This window comes from Lentzea jiangxiensis (assembly GCF_900104175.1).
Classification (GTDB): Bacteria; Actinomycetota; Actinomycetes; order Mycobacteriales; family Pseudonocardiaceae; genus Lentzea; species Lentzea jiangxiensis.
On record NZ_FNIX01000004.1, the window covers coordinates 394,069 to 413,159 of the forward strand.

Genomic DNA, 19,091 nt, shown 5'->3' on the forward strand with positions numbered 1-19,091 from the left:
GCACCCCGGTGCAGCGAGCCGCCCCCTGTGTCCTGGGCCGCCTCCTCCGCCGCGCCCGTTCCCCCTCCGCCGGCCACGGGTTCACGGGAGTCTGCCTTGTTCACACCCTTTTCCGACCTGAACGCCCTGCTCGCCGACCTGGTCTCCGCGGTCCGCGAGATCCTCGGCCCCACCTACGTCGGCACGTACGTCCAGGGTTCGTTCGCCCTGGGTGCCGGTGACGTCCACAGCGACTGCGACTTCATCGTCGCCTGCACCGAGCCGCCGTCCGGTGACCGCGAAACCGGGTTGCGGCGGTTGCACGACGAGATCCCCCAGCGTCCGGGCCGCTGGTCGACGGAGATCGAGGGCTCGTACGCCGACGTCGAGTCGTTGCGCTCCATCGCCGGCCTAGGGGTGCCGTGGCTGTTCAACGACCACGGCACGCGGACGTTGGAGTGGGATCTGCACTGCAACAACCCGCACGCCCGCTGGATCCTGCGCCACCACGGCATCGTGCTCGACGGCCCGCCGATCACATCGCTGGTCGACGAGGTGCCTGCTTCCGCCCTGCGCTCGTCGATGCGGGCCGAGTTGCCGCACGTGCTGACCGGCATCCGGGAGTGGGCGCCGATGGGGAACGCCTGGACGCAGCGCTACATCGTCTCGACGTACTGCCGCACGCTCTACACCATCCGGACCGGAGAGGTGGAGTCGAAGCGCGGCGCCCTGCTGTGGGCGTTGAAAGTGCTCGATCAGCGGTGGCACCCGCTGATCGAGCAAGTCCTGCGGGACCGGGACCTCGGCTGGGACGCCGACGCGGTACCGCGGCCCGGATCCGTGGAGGAGACCTTCGCCTTCGCGGCGTACGCGGAGGGGCTCCACTTCTAGCTTTTCGTGGGCGCGGCGGGGGCTCACGGGTACCCCCGCCGCGCTCTCCACGTGCCGAACACCGTGTTCCCGCCTGCTACCGCTTCGTGACCGGATCCCTTGGAACATCGGTGGAATCTGGTTCGTTCGTCTCGACAGGACACGCGGGAGGCGACGGTGTCGACTGTCTTCTGACGAACTCCGGGGAGGAGCCGGCTTCACCGACCGCGGCAGAGCGGGGGCTCTGCCACTACCGTCCTCGGTCCGGTCACTGTTGCGGGAGGCTGTCCTTCGGGGTGCGTGTTCGGCTTTTCGCCCGTTCCTTCGCCGGCCCCCGACGTGCGGGGTGCGGAGGCCGGTCATCGGACCGGGCTTGGTGGAACGGCCGTGCAGGGCATCGCCTTCGGGGTTGTCGGGGAGAGTCCACGACGACACCCAGCACGGCCGGGCTCTTCGGTTGTGTCAGGCGGTTTGGAGCTGGTAGCCCGCCGGGGTGCGGACCGCCTCGACGAGTGCGTCCTGCACGACGTGCGCGTCCGGCAGGTTCCAGCCGCAGACCTGCGGCTTGACCCGCCAGTGCACGACACCGTGCGCCATGGTGGTGGGGGGAAGCGGGATGTACTCGCCCTTGGCGTAGTGGTGCACGTCCGAGTTGCCGGCCAGCTCGGAGTTGAGCGTCGAGCCGGACTTCACGAGGAACATCCAGCGGCCGGACGGGGTCGCGGCGATCGGCACGGGAACACCGATCGACCGCAGGGCGACGGCCGCGCGGCGGCCGAGGGCGGTGCCGACCTCGATCGCGTCCACCACGTGGCCGGTGGCGACGAGAAGGCTGTAGGAACGGCCGGCCCACCAGGTGGCGACCTGGTCGGGGCTCGTCCCGATCCGGTCGACCCAGTCGCGGTGCACCGGGATCGGGCCGTGGAGCTCGAGGCCGCTACGGCCCGCCCACTGCGTGACGCCGTTCTCGGTGGCGGTCGGGTAGGTGCCGGGCAGGACAGGCCAACCGCGGTACGCGAGGCTCACGGCCTCGGCACGCAGTTCGATGCGGAAGGCCCCGCGCCAGCTGTCCGACCAATCCATCTTCCGTCGCCTTCTTCCTAGGCTCTGACTCGACATCGACGTGGTGCCGGTTCCTGTGGAGCACCGCGTCGGTGCCGCCACTACAACTAACGACACCGGCCCGGGCCGCCGTAACCCCCTCTCGACAACTGGTAGCTACGGAACGGCGAACGTCCTCCGGCTGACCGGAGCGCCGAACGTCGGGCGTGTCGTTCGACCACCGCTTAGCATGTTCGGGCGCGGGTGTGAGTCCGCTCACCGCTGCGAGTCGACCGCTCGTCGCTCTCCAAACGCTTCGATCTTCAGCCGGGCCTGCCCTCGCCCGTGCGTTCACCGGACCGAACGGCGTAGCAGCGGACACCTCGACCACCACCTCCCACCCGTTCACCGTGCAGCCCGTCAACTCTGCCCTGTTCTCCAGCGACACTCGTTTTGCCTGCTCACAAGCGCTTTCATCACCGTCGGCGAGCCGAGCGGCAGCCGCGAGCGCCGCCAGATCGGCCGCGCCGGTCACCCGGTGCCGCGCGACGACCGCCGAACCGATCCGCGCACCGCCCGCCGCGACGATGATCAGCAGCAACATCGCCACCACCCCGCTCACCGCCGCCGAACCGCGCTCGCGACCAGCCCGTTCGCCGTTCATCGCGGCTCCGGCACGGCGAACGCCCGCGCGCTGAGCGGTAAGCCGAGCGGACCTCTCTTGCTGACGACCACCTGCACCGCGTCCGGGTCGAGGTGGATGACGACGGTCGCACCGGGCGCGATCTCCGCGACCGCCGCCTCACCGCGCTGCCGTTCACCGCGCGCCGCCAGCCGCGCCGCCTCTCTCGCAGCGTCGGTGCACCGCATCTGCTCGATGACCGCCGTCAGCCCGTTCGCCGCCAGCCACATGGCCACCAGCAACGCACTCACCGCGATCGCCGCCTCGACCGTGACCATGCCGCGGTCGTCAGACCGTCGACAGCGCACGCTGTATCAGCCCTTGCAACAGGTTCTGCACGAAGTCGCTGGTCACGACCACGTACAGCACCGCGGCCAGCGCGGCCGCCACCAACGTCCCGATCGCGTACTCCACGGTGCTCATGCCGCTGTCGTCGTCGAGCAGGTCCATCTCTCCTCCAAGTCAGGAAACACAGGTCAGGTGATCGGTCAGGTGAGCAACTGATCGGCCAGCCCCAGCACCACCGGCACGACGCCGAGGCACAGGAACGCCGGCAGGAAGCACAGTGCGAGGGGTGCGGCCACCGCGACCGCGGCCCTCTGCGCCTTCGCTTCGGCCTGGTCGGTCGCCTCGGTCCTGGTCCGCGCGGCGAGCTCGGCGGTCTGCCGGGCGAGCGCCGCCCCGGACCGCGCGGTCCGCCTGGCGGCCCTGGCGAGCCGCTGCGTGGCCGGGTGCTCCAGCGCGGGCGCCCACGCCGTGACCGGGTCGGCACCGAGCCTGAGCAGGTCGGCGACCTGCGCCAGCTCTCCGATCCCGGCGGCCTGGATCGCCGTCGGCACCGGCAGCCCGGCCTTCAGGCACGCGGCCAGCAGATCCCAGGCCGCCGCCCTCTCGAACGGCCCTTCCGCTCTCCGTTCGACAGGCGGAGCGTGAGCCCGGGGCTTGAGGCGATCGGCGGATCGTGGCGGGCTCGGCAGCACGAGCGATGCCAGCGCGAGGAGGAGGAACGTCACGGCTCCACCTCCGTGATGCGCTTCGTCCACCACAGCCCGGCCGCCAGGAACACCGCGCCCAGCACCAGCAGGCACTGCCCGGCGGTGGTGCCGGTGAGGACGTGGAACGGCTTGGCGCCGCTGATCTCGCCCAGCAGCACCCCGAACACCGGCAGCACCGCCAGCACCGCCGCGCTGGCCCGCGGCCCCGCCATCCGCGCGTGCACCTGCCGGGCGAACGCCGCCCGTTGGTCGAGGTCGCGTCTCGTGGCGTCCAGGACGTCCGCCAGCGCCACGCCGTGCTTCGCCGACACGTGCCACGCCTTCGCCAGTTGCGCCACGGCGGGCTTGAGCAAGGGCTGGTCCAGCTCTGTCAGCGTTCTGGTGATGTCACCACCCAGCCGTGACGTCGCCGCCGCGGCTTTCAGCACTTCGCCGGCCGGCGCGGGGGTGTCCTGGGCCGCGCCCTCCGCCGCCTGGGCCGGGTGGGCGCCTGCCCGCAGCTCGTCGATCACGCCGCCCAAGCCGTCGCTGAGCGCTTCGGTGGCGGCGGTGCGGGCCTTGTTCTCCTTGTGCTGCTTCAGAACGGCTCTCGCCGTTGCGGCGAGGACCGCTGCCGCCACGAGTCCGCCGATGCCCGTCGTCAGGTAGGCGACCGCCGCCGCGGCCACGAGCCAGAGGTACTTCGGCACCACGACTTCTCGTTTGCCCCGCGGCCGGAGCCGCCGGATCGGCTCGAGGTGCGGCCACGTGATCAGGGCTGCCGCCAGCAGCAGAAGGGTCAGCACAGCAACCCCTTGTCGTGCCAGCCTTTCGCACGCGTCCAGACCGGACGGACCACGAGCCCGTCGCCGGTGCGCTCGAAGGCCCCGATCTCGTTGAGGTAGCGGACGCCGTTGTCCCGCCGCATGTGCAGGACGATCCGCAACGCCGCCGCCACCTGGCTGTGCAGGGCGTGCGGTGCGAGCCCGCCCAACGCCCCCAGCGCCTCGAGCCGGGCGGGCACCTCGGCCGGCGAGTTGGCGTGCAACGTCCCGGCACCCCCTTCGTGCCCGGTGTTCAACGAGGTCAGCAGCTCACGGACCTCGGCCCCGCGCACCTCCCCCACCACGATCCGGTCGGGCCGCATCCGCAACGCCTCCCGCACCAGCTCCCGCGCCGTCACCTCGCCCGCACCCTCGACGTTCGCGGGCCGCGCGGTGAGCCGCACGAACTGCGGGTGGCCGGGACTGAGCTCGCTGGCGTCCTCGACGCACACGATGCGTTCGGTGGCCGGCACGCACCCCAGCAACGCGGACAGCAGCGACGTCTTGCCCGACCCCGTTCCGCCGATCACCAGGAACGCGAGTCTCTTCCGGACGATCGAGCGCAACGCCAGCCCGATGTCGTCGTCGAACGTGCCGAGCCGTTGCAACGCTTCGAGGTCGTGCGTCGCCGGCCGCAGAACCCGCAGCGACAGGCAGGTGCGCTCCGCGATCGGTGGCAACACCGCGTGCAGCCGCACACCGCTGCCCGGCAACCACCCGTCGACGCACGGCGAGGCGTCGTCGAGGCGCCGGCCCGCCGCCACCGCCAGCCGCTGGGCGAGCCGGCGGACCGCGTCTTCGTCGGGGAACGTGACGGTGGTGCGGCGCAGGCCCGCCCCGCCGTCCACCCACACCTGGTCCGGCGCGGTGACGAGGACGTCGGTGGTGCCGGGGTCCGCCAGCAGCGGGTCGAGGGGGCCGGTACCGCTGAACTCCTGGCGGAGGACCCGGAGGGCTTCGAGGACGTCGGAGTCCGCCAGGACGCCGCCGGCTTCGGAGCGGACGGCGTCGGCGACCACCGCCGCGGTCAGCTCGATGTCGGTGCCGGCCAGGCGGTGGCGGACGCGGTCGACGAGGGCGGCGGTCATGCCGCCGTTCCCGGGCGGCGGGCGTGGCGGCCGTAGGTGATCTCACCGCCGGTGAGGCGGAGCCAGATCTCGGTGCACCAGATGAGGAAGCGGTTCATCGCGGGGGCTCCTCCTTGAAGACGAAGCGGGGTGGGAAGGGGCGGCGGTAGACGACGAGGTTGCGCAGCATCCGGCCCAAGATGCGCAGGCAGAGGCGGAGCACGGTGGTCCTTCCGGACGAGAAGGGCAGGGCTGGAACCGTTGGTGGCTAACGGGAAACGGGTCGGCACGGCTCGGCGACGTCCCTTGCAGCGGGGAGCACTTGGACGTCGGCGCCTTCGGCACGAAGCGGATCAGGAGCGCACTCCTCCACGACCTCGCGGGCCGCTGACGCGAGCGAACCATTGGCGTTGCGCGGAAACCGGCCCGGCGCGGCCCGGCGACGTTCCTTGCGGCCAGGAGCGCCTGGACCGCAGCGCCTCCGGCGCGAACAGGTCAGGGGCGCAGCTCTTTCAGGACCTGACGGGCCGCTGACGCGAGCGGGCCCTTGGCGTTGCGTGGGAAGCGGCCTCGTTCCAGCACCTCCGGCAGGCCCGGTTCCGGGCGCATCGAGGTGAGCAGGGGGACGCCGATGACCTCGGCCATCTCCGCCGGGCGCAGGTTGCCCGGTGAGGGGCCGCGGACCACCAGGCGGAGGTTGCGGCCGTTCGTCAGCAGGCGGGTGGCCACCCTGCCGGCGGCCGCGGTGGCTCTCACCTCGGCCGGTACGACCAGGACCGTCAGGTCGGTGCGGTCGAGGGCTGCCGAGGCTGCTGACGTGGGGAACCTCGGGAGGTCGCAGACCACCGTGCAGCCCGCTCTGCGGCCGGCGTCGAGGACTGCCGCCACGGCGGCCGGTTCCGGATCCGGGCCGGTGCGGTCGCAGGCGAGGACGCTCAGGTTGCCCGAGGTGGGCAGGGCGGCGCGGAGGGCGGACATCGGGACCTTGCCGCCGCTGCAGTGGACACCGGGCCAGCGGGCGCCCTCGTCGGACTCCGCGCCCAGGGCCAGGTCGATGCCGCCGCCGAGGGGGTCGCAGTCGACGAGCATCGCCTCGCCGCCTTGGGCGACGGCTTCGCGGCCGACGGCGACGGCGAGGACCGAGGCCCCGGCGCCGCCCCGGCCGCCCAGGAAGGACACCACCCGGCCCCGGTCGGAGGGCGGACCCTCGCCGAGGTCGGTCAGGGCGTTCACCAGGGCGCGGTCCTCCGCGGGCAGTTCCAGGACGCCGTCGGCTCCCAGGGCCACGGCCGGGGCCCACGGCGGATCGCCTCCGTGGACGACCAGGACGCCGGAGCGGCGCGGGAAGCCCGCGTCGAGGCAGGCGGAGACCGCGTGCGGGTCGAGCAGGACCAGTGGGGCCGAGTGCCACTGCGAGCGCAGCGACGTGACGTCCGGGGTGCAGGCGAGCGGGCAGTCGGCCGCGGCGGCGACGCGGAGGACCTCGTCGAGGAGGTCTTGGTCGGTGAGCAGGGCGATGGGGCGGGTCATGGGGTTCACGCTGCTGGGTCGTGATGAACGACACAACGGGTGAAGATCGAGATGTGGACAGATCAGCGGGTGTGGACAAGTCGCGATCTTCGAGGCCTTGGGGCGCAGGAAGTGTCGGGGCTGTGTGCCACGCTGAGAGGTTGGGCTGCGCGACGCCGGGCACAGGCGGCCGAGGTCCAGTCGCGGCCTGCGGGAAACGGCCTGCGGATATGGGACGACCCCCGCCAGGGGGGAGGGACGGGGGTCGTCAACGGTTCAGTCCCGGGGGGTCGGACTGAACCTGTCCGTCGAACCGGACTCTCCTACTGTATCCCCCTGCGCCAGTGCCGCGCGCAACTTCCGCAACAGCCGCCGGGCAAGTTTCGGTAACCGTGCGGCACAACGGTTTCGTACATGAGCGAAATGCCGCCCGAACGGCCTACCGACCAGTACGCCTAAGCTGCGCTACATGAGTCGGATCGCCGCCTTCTTCGACCTCGACAAGACCGTGATCGCGAAGTCGAGCACGCTGGCGTTCAGCCGTCCCTTCTTCCAGGAAGGGCTGATCAACCGCCGCGCGGTGCTGAAAAGCGCGTATGCGCAGTTCGTGTTCATGCTGGCAGGCGCGGACGCGGACCAGATGGAGCGCATGCGCGCGCACATCACGGCACTCGCCGCCGGGTGGGACGTCGAGCAGATCCGCAGCATCGTCAGCGAAACGCTGCACGACATCGTCGACCCGCTCGTCTACAAAGAAGCGACACAGTTGATCGCCGACCACAAGGCCGAGGGCCACGACGTCGTCATCGTGAGCGCCTCGGGTGAGGAACTCGTCGCGCCCATTGCCCAGATGATCGGCGCCGACCACAGCGTCGGGACGAGAATGGTCGTCCTGGACGGCCGCTACACCGGCGACATCGACTTCTACTGCGCGGCCGACAACAAAGCCATCGCCATCAAGCAGCTCGCCGCCGAGCACGGCTACGACCTCGCGCAGAGCTACGCCTACTCGGACAGCGTCACGGACCTGCCGATGCTCGAGGTCGTCGGCCACCCGACGGCCGTGAACCCGGACCGGGGGCTGCGCCGCGTCGCCGTCGACAAGGACTGGCCGGTGCAGCAGTTCGTCGACCCGGTGAGCCTGCGGGGCCGCATCCCCACGCCGTCCGGCAGGGCGGTCGCGGTCACCGCCATCGGCCTCAGTGCCGCCGCGGCGGCCGGCGCCGCCTGGTACGGCCTGCGGCGCAAGCGGAACCGCGACTAGTCAAGTCCTCGAGCGACGTTCGCACCTTCGGGACCGGTACCGGCGAGTAGCGGCAACGCGCCGCGCACGTGGTGCCCGCGTGAGTGCACAGCGCCGCCCCCGTCAGCGGTACCCGAACGCGAATCACCGCTCACAAATCCAGAAACCCCAGTACTTTCACTACTGAACGTGGCTTGAACGGTGCACCCGTCCGAGCCCTTGCTGTGACCGGGCACACGCACTTAAATGGGTGGTGCGGACCTCGGGTCGGCCAGGGAACTGGCGAAGAGAAGCCAGACTCCACCCCGGCGGAGCTCCGTGCGCGGACTTCGAGTACCCACGCGCAGCACGCCGCGGGAGGCTTGTCGTCTAGGGCCTGCGTATCGGGACGCCGGACGCCGAGGCCAGGGTTGTACGACACGAGTTGCACGCTTGGTAACTCGCAAGCCCGCGCTGAAGACGGGGCACCCTTCCGAGGGTGCCCCGTCTGCTTGTGCGGTGAAGAATTGCCACCGAACGGCACAATGTGCCCCCGTTGACCCACCACACAGCCGTGAGTAACTTGCGAACTGCGCCAGTTACCTGTGGGAACATTACCGGGAGGCACGGACAAGTGCGGAAGTTCGCCGCGTTGACGCTGGTCACAGCCATGGTCGCTCTCACGCCGGTGGCGAGAGCGGACGCCGCCGTGACCACCCTGCGCGGGATGTCGCTGGAACAGAAGGTCGGCCAGCTCTTCGTCACGTACGTCAACGGCCAGGCCGCCGACGTCCCGCACCCCAAGAACCAGACCGACTTCGGAGTGACGACGGCCGCGGAGATGGTGCGCAAGTACCAGCCGGGCGGTGTCATCTACTTCAACAACTCGAGCCGCGACAACATCGACACGCCCAAGCAGATCGCGCAGCTGTCCAACGGCCTGCAGAAGGCCAGCCGCGTTCCGCTGCTCATCTCGATCGACCAGGAGATGGGCGTCGTCACGCGCATCGGCCCGCCCGCCACGCAACTGCCGGGCAACATGGCCCTCGGCGCCGGCCGCAGCACGCGGGACGCGGAGGAGGCCGCGCGCATCACCGGCTCGGAGCTCCGCGCGATGGGCATCAACCAGAACTTCGCGCCGGACGCCGACGTCAACTCCAACCCGGTGAACCCCATCATCGGCGTGCGCAGCTTCTCGAGCGACCCGAAGCTCGCCGCCGAGATGACGGCCGCGCAGGTCAGGGGCTACGAGGGCCGCCGCCTGCTCGACCCGGCGTCGGTGACCTCGACCGCCAAGCACTTCCCCGGCCACGGCGACACGTCCGAGGACAGCCACACCGCCCTGCCGGTCTCGAACCGGAGCCTGGAGCAGTGGCGCCAGATCGACTCGCCGCCGTTCAAGGCCGCCATCGACGCCAAGATCGACTCGATCATGACCGCGCACATCCAGGTGCCGCAGATCGACCCGTCGGGCAACCCGGCGACGCTCAGCCCGAAGATCATCACCGGTCTGCTGCGCGAGGAGCTGGGGTACGACGGCGTGGTCGTCACCGACTCGCTGGAGATGGCGGGCGTGCGCAAGCTGCACTCCGACGCCGAGATCCCGGTGCTGGCCGTCAAGGCGGGCGTCGACCAGCTGCTGATGCCGCCGAACCTCGGTCTCGCGATCGACAGCGTCCTCAAGGCCGTCCGCAGCGGCGAGATCTCCGAGAAGCGCATCGACGAGAGCGTCCTGCGCATCCTCAAGATGAAGCTCCTGCGCGGCGTCATGGTCACCGCCCAGGTCGACGAGAACAAAGCCGACCAGGTCGTCGGCTCCAACACCCAGCAGGCCCAGGCCATCGCCGACCGCACCATCACTGCCGTGCGCAACGACGGCCAGGCGATCCCGCTGAACGCCACCGCTCCCCTGGTCGTCGGCACGAGCGACGCCACGGTCTCGGCACTGGCCACGCGCCTCAAGGGCACCAAGGTCGTCACGGCGGCGAGCCCCACGGCGGCGCAGGTCCAGCAGGCGCTGGCAGCGGCGGCCAACGCCGACAAGATCGTGGTGCTGACCAACAACCTGAGCACCAGGCCGGCCCAGCTCGACCTGCTCAACCAGCTCGTCGCCACCGGCAAGCCGGTCGTCGCGGCCGCCACCGCCAACCCGTACGACGTGGCCCACGGCAACGCCAAGACGTGGCTCGCGACGTACTCGACCACGACCGTGTCGATGGAGGCGCTGGCCAAGGTCCTGCTCGGCGAGACCACGCCGCAGGGCAAGCTCCCGGTCGACGTCCCCGGTCCGACGCCCTACCCGTTCGGGCACGGGGTGACCTGGTGAGGCGGCGGAGCTTCCTCACCGCAGGCGCCCTGTCCGTCCCCCTCGTCACCGCTCCGGCCGCCCGGGCGGTCCCGAAGCTCACCACCGCCGCGGAGCAGCTCGCGAGCGACGGCTGGCGCAAGCTCCGGGGCCGCAAGGTCGGCGTGCTGACGAACCCCACGGGCATCTTGAGGGACCAGACGCACATCGTCGACTCGATGGTCGCCCACGGCGCCAAGCCGACGGCCGTGTTCGGCCCCGAACACGGTTTCCGCGGCACGGCGCAGGCGGGCGGCTCCGAGGGCGACTACGCGGACCCGCGCACCGGCGTTCCCGTGTACGACACGTACGGCGCCAACCCCGCGAAGATCCAGGCGATGTTCGCGAAGGCCGGCATCGACACCGTCGTGTTCGACATCGCGGACGTGGGCGCGCGCTTCTACACCTACATCTGGTCGATGTACCAGGCGATGGAGGCCGCGGCGAACCTCGGCTTCATCGTGCTGGACCGCCCGAACCCCATCGGCGGCAGGGCGAACGGCCCGCAGCTCGACCCGGCCCACGCCACGTTCGTGGGCCTCAAGCCCATCGTCCAGCAGCACGGCATGACGGTCGGCGAGCTCGCCCGCTTCTTCGTGGGCGAGTTCGGCCTCAAGACCGCCCTGGAGGTCGTGGACGTCCGGGGCTGGCGGCGCGACCAGCTCGACACCGGCCTGCCGTGGGTGCCGCCGAGTCCGAACATGCCCACCCCGGACACCGCGCTGGTCTACCCCGGCACGTGCCTGTTCGAGGGCACGGTGCTGTCCGAGGGCCGCGGCACCACCCGTCCGTTCGAGACCGTCGGCGCACCCGGCATCGACTGGCGCTGGGCGGAGCGGCTGAACGCCTTGGGCCTCAGCGGAGTCCGGTTCCGCGAGACCTACTTCTCGCCGACGTTCAACAAGTTCCAGGGCAAGGCCTGCGGCGGTGTCACCCTGCACGTCACCGACCCGCACGAGTTCGACGCCATCAGGACCGCCGTAGCGATGATCATCACCGTGAAGTCGCTGTACCCGGCCGTCTTCGCGTGGCGGCCCGACAACTGGATCGACAAGCTCAGCGGCTCCGGCCGGCTGCGCGGGATGATCGACGCCCAGGCTCCGCTGGACGAGGTCGTCGGCGCGTGGCAGCAGGAGCTGCAGCAGTTCCGCCGCACCCGCCTGCCCTACCTGCGCTACCGGTGAGGACGCCATGCTCATCCCTGCCCTGGCCGTCGCGCTCGTGACGACGGCGGTCCCCGGCCACTTCGACCAGCCCCAGGACGGCTTCGCGCACGAACGGACGACGTTGCGCCAGTCCAACCCGTACTGGGCGGGCCTCGACCCCGAGCCGATCAACGCGGCCCTGCGCCGGCTCCACGACTTCACGAAATCGCAGGCGAACGGCAAACCGCTCTACGCGGGCGCCGTCACGCTGTACGTGCACGACGGCAAGATCGTCACGCACGACCGCACGGGTTACGCGGTGCTCTACGAGGACGCGCAAACCCAGCTGCCGGAGGAAGAACGCGTCCCGATGAGCAAGGACACGATCTTCGACCTCGCCTCCATCTCCAAGCTCTTCACGTCGATCGCGGTGATGCAGCAGGTCGAGCAGGGGCGCGTCGGCATCGACGAACGCGTCGCCACCTACCTGCCCGAGTTCGGCGTGAACGGCAAGGAGAACATCACCGTCAAGCAGCTCCTCACACACACGAGCGGCCTCGAACCGTTCATCCCGTTGTGGAAGCTGTACCCGGACGTCCCGTCGCGCATCAAAGCCGTGATGGACGTGAAGCCGAAGTCCACGCCCGGCACCACGTACGTCTACTCGGACCTGAACCTGATCACGCTCGGCGAGATCGTCCTCGAGGTGAGCGGCAAGAGGCTCGACCAGGCCGTGCGGGACGGCATCACCGGGCCGCTCGGCATGAAGGACACCGGCTACAACCCGAAGGCGAAGGACCGCACGGCGGCGACGGAGTTCCAGTCCTCCCCGCCACGCGGCATCGTCCGCGGCGAGGTGCACGACGAGAACGCCTGGTCCCTCGGAGGAGTCGCCGGCCACGCGGGCGTCTTCGGCACGGCCAGGGACCTCGCGGTCCTCGGCCAGACGATCCTCAACGGCGGCACCTACAACGGCCGCCGGATCCTGACCGAGCACTCCGTCGAGCTGATGCTCACGAACTTCAACCAGCAGTTCCCCGACAACGCCCACGGTCTCGGCTTCGAGCTCGACCAGCGCTGGTACATGGGCGCGCTGAGCGGACCCGGAACCGCCGGACACACCGGCTACACCGGCACGTCGTTCGTGGTCGACAAGGCCTCGCGGTCGATCGCGGTCCTGCTGACCAACCGCGTGCACCCGAGCCGGGACTGGGGCAGCGTGAACCCGGCCCGCCGCGTCGCCGCCGACGGCCTGGCGAACGCTCTCGCCGTCAAGGCGCACGGAAGGCAATGGCGTGCGACGACTTCCGGCGGCACGCTGGTCGCGGAACGCCCGGTCGAGGTCTTCGTCGACGTCGACAAGGGCGACAAGCTCACCGTGCAGCACTGGAACGGCACCGATTGGCAGGACGCGCGGACGATCACGACGACCGGCCGTCGCTGGGTGGCGGTGGAACCGGTGAAGTCCCGGTTCGTCCACACCAAGGCGGGCCAGTACAACGGCCGTGGCGTCTACGTGCACGCCCGCGGCGAAGTCACGGCCGACGGCTGGTCAGCAGCACGCCGCTAGCACCTCGGCGAAGCTTTGGAGCGCCCGGGGGAACGCGGGCGCTCCGAAGCTCACGACCACTCCGGACCGGTCGTCGTCGCTCTGCTCGTGCCGGAACCACGACAGCGGGCTGAGCTCGATCCCACGTTCGCGCGCGGTCTCCACGACCGCCGTTTCGTGAGGCGTCTCCAGCACTGCGTGCATCCCGGCGGCGATGCCCGAGACGGTCACGTACGGCGAGACAGTCTCCACGAGCCGGTCACGCCGCCGTTGGTACTTCAGCCGCATCCGCCGCACGTGGCTGTCGTAGGCGCCGGACGACAGGAAGTCGGCCAACGTCAACTGGTCGAGCATGCTGACGTGCTGCTCGCGGTCGGTCTTCAACTCCAGCACCGGGTCCACGAACCGGTCCGGCAGCACCATCCACGCGATCCGCAACGCCGGCGACAGCGCCTTGCTGGACGTCCCGAGGTAGACGACGTGCTCGGGGTCCAGCCCCTGCACGGCTCCCACCGGCTGCCGGTCGTAGCGGAACTCCCCGTCGTAGTCGTCTTCCAGCACAAGCCCGTCCACGCGCCGTGCCCACTCCACGGCCGATGCGCGCCGCCGTGGGTGCAGCGGACCGCCCAGCGGGAACTGGTGCGCTGGCGTCAACACGCACGCACGCAGGTCGTCGGGCAACTGCTCGGTGTTCGCGCCGTGGTCGTCCACCGCCAACGGCACCGTCGACGTCCACAGCGACCGGTGGAAGTGCAGCCCGTACTCCTCGACGACGACGGGTGGCTCGAGCAGCCGGTCGAACATCCGGACAGCGCCCCCGAACCCCGAGCACACCACGATCCGCTCGGGGTCGGCCCGCACGCCCCGCGCCCGTGCGAGGTACTCGGCCAGCGCGGTGCGCAACTCGATGCGCCCCTGCGGGTCCCCCGGACCGAACGCCTCCGACGGTGCCGCCGTCAGCGCCCGCCGCGTCGAGCGGATCCACTCCGCGCGCGGGAACTCGGTGACGTCCGGCGTCGACACGGTCAGGTCGAACAGCGCTTCCGGCCCTTCGGCCCTGCGGGTGACGGGGGCAGGCGGCGAAACCCGGTGCGCGACAACGGTTCCGGATCCCTGACGAGCGGTCAGCCAGCCTTCGGCCACCAGTTCCGCGTAGGCCTCGGCGACGGTGTTGCGCGCGATCCCGAGGTCGGCGGCGAGCGACCGCGAGGCGGGCAGCCGGGTGCCGGGAGGCAGCCTCGCCGACCGGACCGCGTCCCGCAGCGACGCCGTCAACCGGTGCCGCAGCCCACCCGAACCGGACAGGTCCAGGTGGAAGTCGAGATTGGCCCACGATTCCACGATCAGATTGCACCACGGCCAGGGCCGTTGCGCGGCCTAGTTTCAAGTCATGACGAACCGCATCGACATCGCCAAGAAGGCCCCGAAGGTCTACCGCGCCATGATCGCCCTCGACGCCGCCGCCCGCGAGGGGCTCGACGAGCAGCTCGCCGAGCTCGTCCGCATCCGCGCCTCGCAGCTCAACCACTGCGCGTACTGCCTCAACATGCACACGGTCGACGCGCGGAAGGGAGGCGAGACCGAGGCCCGCATCTACCTGCTCAACGCGTGGGAGGAAGCGGGCGACCTCTACACCGAGAAGGAGCAGGCCGCACTGCGCCTCACCGAGGCCATCACGGTCCTCAGCAGCCACGAGTACGTCAGCGACGAGGTCTACGAGCGGGCTGCGGAACACTTCGGCGAGGAGGAGCTGGCGCAGCTCATCGCGTTGATCTTCACGATCAACTCCTGGAACCGGATCGCCGTGTCCACGCGGAAGAAGCCCGACGTCCGCTGACCGGCGAACCTGCCGACGGAGTGACTTTCGGACACACTCCGTTGACCGTTGGTGTGGCGGTTAGTAAGTTTCCCACGTGTCCACTGAGAGCAGTGCCGAGTCCAGCCCGCTGGTGAAGATCCGGTCGTTGCTGCCGGGTCTCGCGCGCGCCGAGCAGCGCGTCGCGAAGGTGGTGCTGGAGAACCCGGGGACGGTCGCGCACCGCAGCATCACCGAGGTCGCCGAGCAGGCGGGCACCAGCGAGACGACGGTGACGCGGTTCTGCAAGGCCATCGGCGTCGGTGGGTACCCCGAGCTGCGCATCTCGCTGGCCGCCGACACCGCTCGCAGCGCCGCCCGTGCCAACCACGACATGGGCGGCGACATCGGCCCCGGCGACGACCTGCGGCAGGTCGTCGGCAAGGTCGCGTTCGCCGACGCCCGCGCCGTCGAGGAGACCGCCGAGCAGCTCGACGTCGAGGCGCTCGACAAGGTCGTGCAGGCCGTCGCGGGCGCACGCCGCGTGGACGTCTACGGCTTCGGCGCGAGCGCGTTCGTCGCGTTCGACCTGCAGCAGAAGCTGCACCGCATAGGGCTCACGTGCTTCGCGTGGAACGACACGCACATCGCGCTGACGTCGGCCGCCGTGCTGACCGAGGCGGACGTCGCCGTGGGCATCTCGCACACCGGCTCCACCTCGGAGACCGTCGAGGCCCTGCGCGTCGCCCGCGAGACCGGCGCCACCACGGTCGCCCTCACGAACTTCCCGCGCTCGCCGATCACCGAGGTCTCCGACCACGTGCTGACCACGGCCGCGCGCGAGACCACGTTCCGCTCCGGTGCGATGGCGAGCCGGATCGCCCAGCTCACGGTGATCGACTGCCTGTTCATCGGCGTCGCCCAGCACCACGTGGACTCGGCGAAGACGGCGCTGGAGGCGACCTACGAGGCCGTCTCCGGCCACCGGCTGGGAGCGAGACCGGACGGTCGCAGGCGGCCGCGGGAGACGACTAAATGACGTCCCCCCGGAACGGTGTGGTGGTGCGCGTGGAGTCTCCGACCGAGCAGCGGAACCCCCGCACGACCGACATCGACCGGGTCCCCACGGTCGACGTGCTCCGCATGATCAACGACGAGGACAGCACGGTCCCGTCGGCCGTCGCCGCGGCGCTGCCGGAGCTGGCGGAAGCGGTCGACCTCGGCGTCGCCGCGATCATGTCCGGCGGCCGCGTGCACTACGTCGGCGCCGGCACGTCCGGCCGGCTCGCGACGCTGGACGCCGCGGAGCTGGTGCCGACGTTCAACGCGCCGGCCGACTGGTTCGTCGCCCACCACGCGGGCGGCTCCGAGGCGCTGGTCCGCGCGGTCGAGGAGGTCGAGGACTCCTCCGGCGCCGCCCAGATCCGCCGCCACGCCACGGCGAAGGACCTGGTCGTGGGCGTGACGGCGTCCGGGCGCACGCCGTTCGTGATCGGCGCGCTGGAAGAGGCGCGGGCGCTGGGCGCTCGCACCGTGCTCGTGTCGAACAACGCCTCGGTGCCGTTCACCCCGGACGTCCTGGTCGCCCTGGACACCGGTCCCGAAGCCATCGCCGGCTCCACGCGGATGAAGGCGGGATCGGCCCAGAAGCTCGTCCTCACATCGTTTTCCACCGCGGTGATGGTCAAGCTCGGCCGCACCTACTCGAACCTGATGGTCAGCATGCGCGCGACGAACGCGAAGCTGCGCGGCCGGACGATCCGGATCCTGCACGAGGCCACCGGCCTGCCGGTGGACGACTGCGAGCAGGCGCTGGCGGACGCGTCCGGCGACCTCAAGGTGGCGCTGGTGCACCTGCTGTCGGGCGAACCGACCGAGCGTGCGGCCGCGGCTCTGGAGGACACCAAGGGCCACGTCCGCAACGCCCTGGACCGGCTAGCCGGCTGACACGACGACGTCCGGGCCGAACACCTCGTAGTGGATGTCGGTGACCCCGGCTTCGAGCAGCTGGGCCCGCACCGCGCGCAGGAACGGCACCGGCCCGCACAGGTAGGCGGTCGTGCCGGCCGGGACCGGCACCGACGAGAGGTCGACGAACCCGGTGCGCTCGGCCGGCCACTGCCCGACGGGTTCCTCGTAGAAGACGTGCGCCTGCCCGTCCTCGAGCTTCGCCACGAGCTGGCCGAGCTCGGCGCGGAACGGGTGGCTGAACTGGTCGCGGTCGCCGTGCACGGCGATGACCTTCCGCTGCGACCCGGTGGCGGCGAGGTCGGCGAGCATCGCGATCATCGGTGTGCAGCCGATCCCCGCCGACGCGAGCAGCACCGGACCGTCACCGGGCTGCAGGGTCACGTCCCCGGCCGGCCGGCTGAGCCGCACGGTGCTGCCCACCGGCGCGTGGTCGTGCAGGTGGTTCGACACCTCTCCGTCGCGCTTCACCGAGAACTGCAACGCGTCGTCGGTCCGCCCGGAGAGGCTGTACTGGCGGATCTGCCGGATGCCGCCGGGCAGCGGGACGTGCACCGACACGTACTGGCCCGGCTTGGTCGGCGGCACCGGGCCGTTCACCGGCCGCACGACGAACGTCACCACGTCGTCGGTCTCCTGGAACCGGGCGATCACGCGGTGGTCCTCCTGCCCGCGCGGCAGGAACCGCTCCAGGCCGATCAGCGTGTCGGCCATCAGCCAGTAGACCTCGCTCCAGGCCGCCGCGATCTCCGGCGTGACGTCGAGGACCTCGGCGATCGCGCCCATCAGGTGCTTGTGCACGACCGCGTACTGGCCGGACGTGACGCCGACGGAAACGTGCTTGTGCGCGATGCGGCGCAGCATCGCGTCGGGCTGCTTGCCCTCGAGCAGGCCCGACGCGAAGACGGCGACCGACCCGGCCAGCGCCTGGGCCTGGGTGCCGTTGGCCTGGTTGCCCCGGTTGAACAGGTGCCGCAGCAGGATCGGGTGCTCGTCGAACATGCGGGTGTAGAACAGCTCGCTGATCTCGCCGATCGCCGCCCCGACGGCGGGCAGCGTGGCTTCGACCAGTTCAGCGGACTTCGGGGACAGCATCGGCGAACTCCTCACTTGAGCTGCAGGCTCAGCAGCACGGGACCGGTGGGATCAGCGACGAGGTCCTCGACGCGCAGTGGATCGAGCGAGGCGTAGAAGGCTTCCTGGGCCTGGCGCAACGCGCGGCGCAGCCGGCAGGCGGAACTCAGCGGGCACGACACTTCGCCTTCGCAGTCGACGACGTCGCCGACGCCCTCCAGTTCGCGCACGAGCCACCCGACCGAGGTGGACCGGCCCGTTCCGGCGAGCGCCAGACCACCGCCCCGGCCGCGCCGCGCCACCACCACACCGAGGTGCTGGAGCTGGGACACGACCTTGGCCGCATGGGTGTACTGCACACCCATGACTTCGGCGACTTCGCGTGTCGTCGGGTTGGCCGGTTCGGCGGAAACGGCCAGCCGCATCACGATCCGCAGCGCGATGTCCGTGCTCTTGGTCAGCCTCACGAGATCGGAGGCTAACCTAACTGGAATCTGAGATTCGTGTTATCCGGGCAACACCGGGCGCCACGGGATCGGCGTCGACAGCACCATCGCGCTGGACGTCTCCCCGTGCGCCGCCAGCCGGACCAGCAGCCGTTCCAGCTCCACGATGGACGTGGTCACGACCTTCACCACCGAGCAGATGTCCCCGGTCAGCCGCACGACCTCGACGACCTCGGGCAGGTCGTCGAGCAGCTCCGGGTGGACCGTGATGCACCTCGGGCCGTAGCACTTCATGCGCACCAACGCGACGACCGGACGTCCGACGACGGTGGGGTCGACCACGGCGCGATAGCCGGTGATGGCACCCATGTTCTCCAGGCGCCGGACCCGTTGCGCGACCGTCGGCGGCGAGACGTGCACCCGGCGGGCCAGTTCGTTGTACGACAGGCGCGCATCCTCTTGGAGCGCCTCCAACAGGGCCTTGTCCACGTCGTCCAACATGAACGCAAAGCTACTCGGTGATCTGTTTTGCGTTCGGAAGAACTTCGGCACGAATGCCTTTCGTCGTCCATTCAGGTGACGAGCCGTTCCGGCGACGATTG

General features: G+C 70.6%; 20 protein-coding genes. 8 read left to right on the forward strand and 12 right to left on the reverse strand.

Annotated elements, in window-relative coordinates:
• The first annotated feature begins 96 nt into the window (after positions 1-96).
• Positions 97-870, forward strand: coding sequence for an aminoglycoside adenylyltransferase domain-containing protein (locus BLQ91_RS15865; RefSeq protein ID WP_090097583.1), 774 nt, complete (start codon positions 97-99; stop codon positions 868-870).
• A gap of 441 nt (positions 871-1,311) precedes the next feature.
• Here BLQ91_RS15865 and BLQ91_RS15870 read toward each other — a convergent pair whose 3' ends face one another.
• The 8 genes from BLQ91_RS15870 to ssd form a co-directional block, all read right to left on the reverse strand.
• The gene (locus BLQ91_RS15870; protein ID WP_425412485.1) at positions 1,312-1,875 is read right to left on the reverse strand and encodes a bifunctional DNA primase/polymerase; all 564 of its coding nucleotides are present in this window, start codon (positions 1,873-1,875) and stop codon (positions 1,312-1,314) included.
• Complete coding sequence (locus BLQ91_RS43770; protein ID WP_425412486.1) at positions 1,787-2,554, reverse strand: Rv3654c family TadE-like protein; 768 nt, start codon at positions 2,552-2,554, stop codon at positions 1,787-1,789. The genes BLQ91_RS15870 and BLQ91_RS43770 overlap by 89 nt, the downstream gene beginning before the upstream one ends.
• On the reverse strand, positions 2,551-2,850 hold the full coding sequence (locus BLQ91_RS15880; protein WP_090097585.1) for a TadE family type IV pilus minor pilin: 300 nt from the start codon (positions 2,848-2,850) through the stop codon (positions 2,551-2,553). Before BLQ91_RS15880 ends, BLQ91_RS43770 begins: the two co-directional genes overlap by 4 nt.
• Positions 2,851-2,860: 10 nt before the next feature.
• Positions 2,861-3,022 carry a DUF4244 domain-containing protein gene (locus BLQ91_RS15885; RefSeq protein WP_090097586.1) on the reverse strand — a complete coding sequence of 54 codons (162 nt, stop codon included), beginning with the start codon at positions 3,020-3,022 and terminating at the stop codon, positions 2,861-2,863.
• 38 nt (positions 3,023-3,060) lie between these two features.
• Complete coding sequence (locus tag BLQ91_RS15890) at positions 3,061-3,585, reverse strand: type II secretion system F family protein (RefSeq protein WP_090097587.1); 525 nt, start codon at positions 3,583-3,585, stop codon at positions 3,061-3,063.
• Complete coding sequence (locus BLQ91_RS15895) at positions 3,582-4,352, reverse strand: type II secretion system F family protein (protein WP_176959769.1); 771 nt, start codon at positions 4,350-4,352, stop codon at positions 3,582-3,584. Before BLQ91_RS15895 ends, BLQ91_RS15890 begins: the two co-directional genes overlap by 4 nt.
• Positions 4,346-5,458 carry a TadA family conjugal transfer-associated ATPase gene (locus BLQ91_RS15900; protein ID WP_090097589.1) on the reverse strand — a complete coding sequence of 371 codons (1,113 nt, stop codon included), beginning with the start codon at positions 5,456-5,458 and terminating at the stop codon, positions 4,346-4,348. The genes BLQ91_RS15895 and BLQ91_RS15900 overlap by 7 nt, the downstream gene beginning before the upstream one ends.
• Before the next feature lie 474 nt (positions 5,459-5,932).
• Positions 5,933-6,967 carry a septum site-determining protein Ssd gene (gene ssd, locus BLQ91_RS15905; protein ID WP_090097590.1) on the reverse strand — a complete coding sequence of 345 codons (1,035 nt, stop codon included), beginning with the start codon at positions 6,965-6,967 and terminating at the stop codon, positions 5,933-5,935.
• A 448-nt stretch (positions 6,968-7,415) separates the two neighbouring features.
• On the opposite strand from ssd, the gene BLQ91_RS15910 reads away from it, so the two are divergent.
• From BLQ91_RS15910 to BLQ91_RS15925, 4 genes are all read left to right on the forward strand, one after another.
• Positions 7,416-8,210 (forward strand): HAD-IB family hydrolase, encoded by a 795-nt coding sequence (locus tag BLQ91_RS15910; RefSeq protein ID WP_090097591.1) that lies wholly within the window; start codon positions 7,416-7,418, stop codon positions 8,208-8,210.
• 628 nt (positions 8,211-8,838) lie between these two features.
• Entirely contained in the window at positions 8,839-10,494 is a 1,656-nt protein-coding gene (locus BLQ91_RS15915; RefSeq protein ID WP_090097775.1) for a glycoside hydrolase family 3 protein, read from the forward strand.
• Entirely contained in the window at positions 10,491-11,696 is a 1,206-nt protein-coding gene (locus tag BLQ91_RS15920) for an exo-beta-N-acetylmuramidase NamZ family protein (protein ID WP_090097592.1), read from the forward strand. The genes BLQ91_RS15915 and BLQ91_RS15920 overlap by 4 nt, the downstream gene beginning before the upstream one ends.
• A 7-nt stretch (positions 11,697-11,703) precedes the next feature.
• Positions 11,704-13,227, forward strand: a complete 1,524-nt coding sequence (locus tag BLQ91_RS15925; protein WP_090097593.1) for a serine hydrolase domain-containing protein — start codon at positions 11,704-11,706, stop codon at positions 13,225-13,227.
• Here BLQ91_RS15925 and pdxR read toward each other — a convergent pair.
• Complete coding sequence (gene pdxR, locus BLQ91_RS15930) at positions 13,210-14,547, reverse strand: MocR-like pyridoxine biosynthesis transcription factor PdxR (protein WP_245733453.1); 1,338 nt, start codon at positions 14,545-14,547, stop codon at positions 13,210-13,212. The genes BLQ91_RS15925 and pdxR overlap by 18 nt on opposite strands.
• A 49-nt stretch (positions 14,548-14,596) precedes the next feature.
• On the opposite strand from pdxR, the gene BLQ91_RS15935 reads away from it, so the two are divergent.
• The 3 genes from BLQ91_RS15935 (at position 14,597) to BLQ91_RS15945 (ending at position 16,948) form a co-directional block, all read left to right on the forward strand.
• Positions 14,597-15,043 carry a carboxymuconolactone decarboxylase family protein gene (locus BLQ91_RS15935; RefSeq protein ID WP_090097595.1) on the forward strand — a complete coding sequence of 149 codons (447 nt, stop codon included), beginning with the start codon at positions 14,597-14,599 and terminating at the stop codon, positions 15,041-15,043.
• A 76-nt stretch (positions 15,044-15,119) separates the two neighbouring features.
• Positions 15,120-16,040 carry a MurR/RpiR family transcriptional regulator gene (locus BLQ91_RS15940; RefSeq protein ID WP_176959770.1) on the forward strand — a complete coding sequence of 307 codons (921 nt, stop codon included), beginning with the start codon at positions 15,120-15,122 and terminating at the stop codon, positions 16,038-16,040.
• Positions 16,037-16,948: an N-acetylmuramic acid 6-phosphate etherase gene (locus BLQ91_RS15945; RefSeq protein WP_090097597.1), complete on the forward strand. Its 912-nt coding sequence runs from the start codon at positions 16,037-16,039 to the stop codon at positions 16,946-16,948. The genes BLQ91_RS15940 and BLQ91_RS15945 overlap by 4 nt, the downstream gene beginning before the upstream one ends.
• On the opposite strand, the gene BLQ91_RS15950 is transcribed toward BLQ91_RS15945, so the two are convergent.
• From BLQ91_RS15950 to BLQ91_RS15960, 3 genes are read right to left on the reverse strand one after another with little or no spacing between them, the layout of a single operon-like run.
• Positions 16,937-18,064 (reverse strand): globin domain-containing protein, encoded by a 1,128-nt coding sequence (locus BLQ91_RS15950; RefSeq protein WP_090097598.1) that lies wholly within the window; start codon positions 18,062-18,064, stop codon positions 16,937-16,939. The genes BLQ91_RS15945 and BLQ91_RS15950 overlap by 12 nt on opposite strands.
• A gap of 11 nt (positions 18,065-18,075) precedes the next feature.
• Entirely contained in the window at positions 18,076-18,510 is a 435-nt protein-coding gene (locus BLQ91_RS15955) for an Rrf2 family transcriptional regulator (RefSeq protein WP_090097599.1), read from the reverse strand.
• 39 nt (positions 18,511-18,549) lie between these two features.
• Positions 18,550-18,990: an Lrp/AsnC family transcriptional regulator gene (locus BLQ91_RS15960; RefSeq protein ID WP_218130281.1), complete on the reverse strand. Its 441-nt coding sequence runs from the start codon at positions 18,988-18,990 to the stop codon at positions 18,550-18,552.
• Between the last annotated feature and the right edge of the window lie 101 nt (positions 18,991-19,091).

Coding starts and splice junctions, on each gene's coding strand:
- ssd (WP_090097590.1), bottom strand. CDS start 6,967: ATGACCCGCCCCATCGCCCTGCTCACCGACCAAGACCTCCTCGACGAG.
- BLQ91_RS15910 (WP_090097591.1), top strand. CDS start 7,416: ATGAGTCGGATCGCCGCCTTCTTCGACCTCGACAAGACCGTGATCGCG.
- BLQ91_RS15885 (WP_090097586.1), bottom strand. CDS start 3,022: ATGGACCTGCTCGACGACGACAGCGGCATGAGCACCGTGGAGTACGCG.
- BLQ91_RS15900 (WP_090097589.1), bottom strand. CDS start 5,458: ATGACCGCCGCCCTCGTCGACCGCGTCCGCCACCGCCTGGCCGGCACC.
- BLQ91_RS43770 (WP_425412486.1), bottom strand. CDS start 2,554: ATGAACGGCGAACGGGCTGGTCGCGAGCGCGGTTCGGCGGCGGTGAGC.
- BLQ91_RS15925 (WP_090097593.1), top strand. CDS start 11,704: ATGCTCATCCCTGCCCTGGCCGTCGCGCTCGTGACGACGGCGGTCCCC.
- BLQ91_RS15880 (WP_090097585.1), bottom strand. CDS start 2,850: ATGGTCACGGTCGAGGCGGCGATCGCGGTGAGTGCGTTGCTGGTGGCC.
- BLQ91_RS15950 (WP_090097598.1), bottom strand. CDS start 18,064: ATGCTGTCCCCGAAGTCCGCTGAACTGGTCGAAGCCACGCTGCCCGCC.
- BLQ91_RS15960 (WP_218130281.1), bottom strand. CDS start 18,990: ATGTTGGACGACGTGGACAAGGCCCTGTTGGAGGCGCTCCAAGAGGAT.
- BLQ91_RS15945 (WP_090097597.1), top strand. CDS start 16,037: ATGACGTCCCCCCGGAACGGTGTGGTGGTGCGCGTGGAGTCTCCGACC.
- BLQ91_RS15915 (WP_090097775.1), top strand. CDS start 8,839: ATGGTCGCTCTCACGCCGGTGGCGAGAGCGGACGCCGCCGTGACCACC.
- BLQ91_RS15935 (WP_090097595.1), top strand. CDS start 14,597: ATGACGAACCGCATCGACATCGCCAAGAAGGCCCCGAAGGTCTACCGC.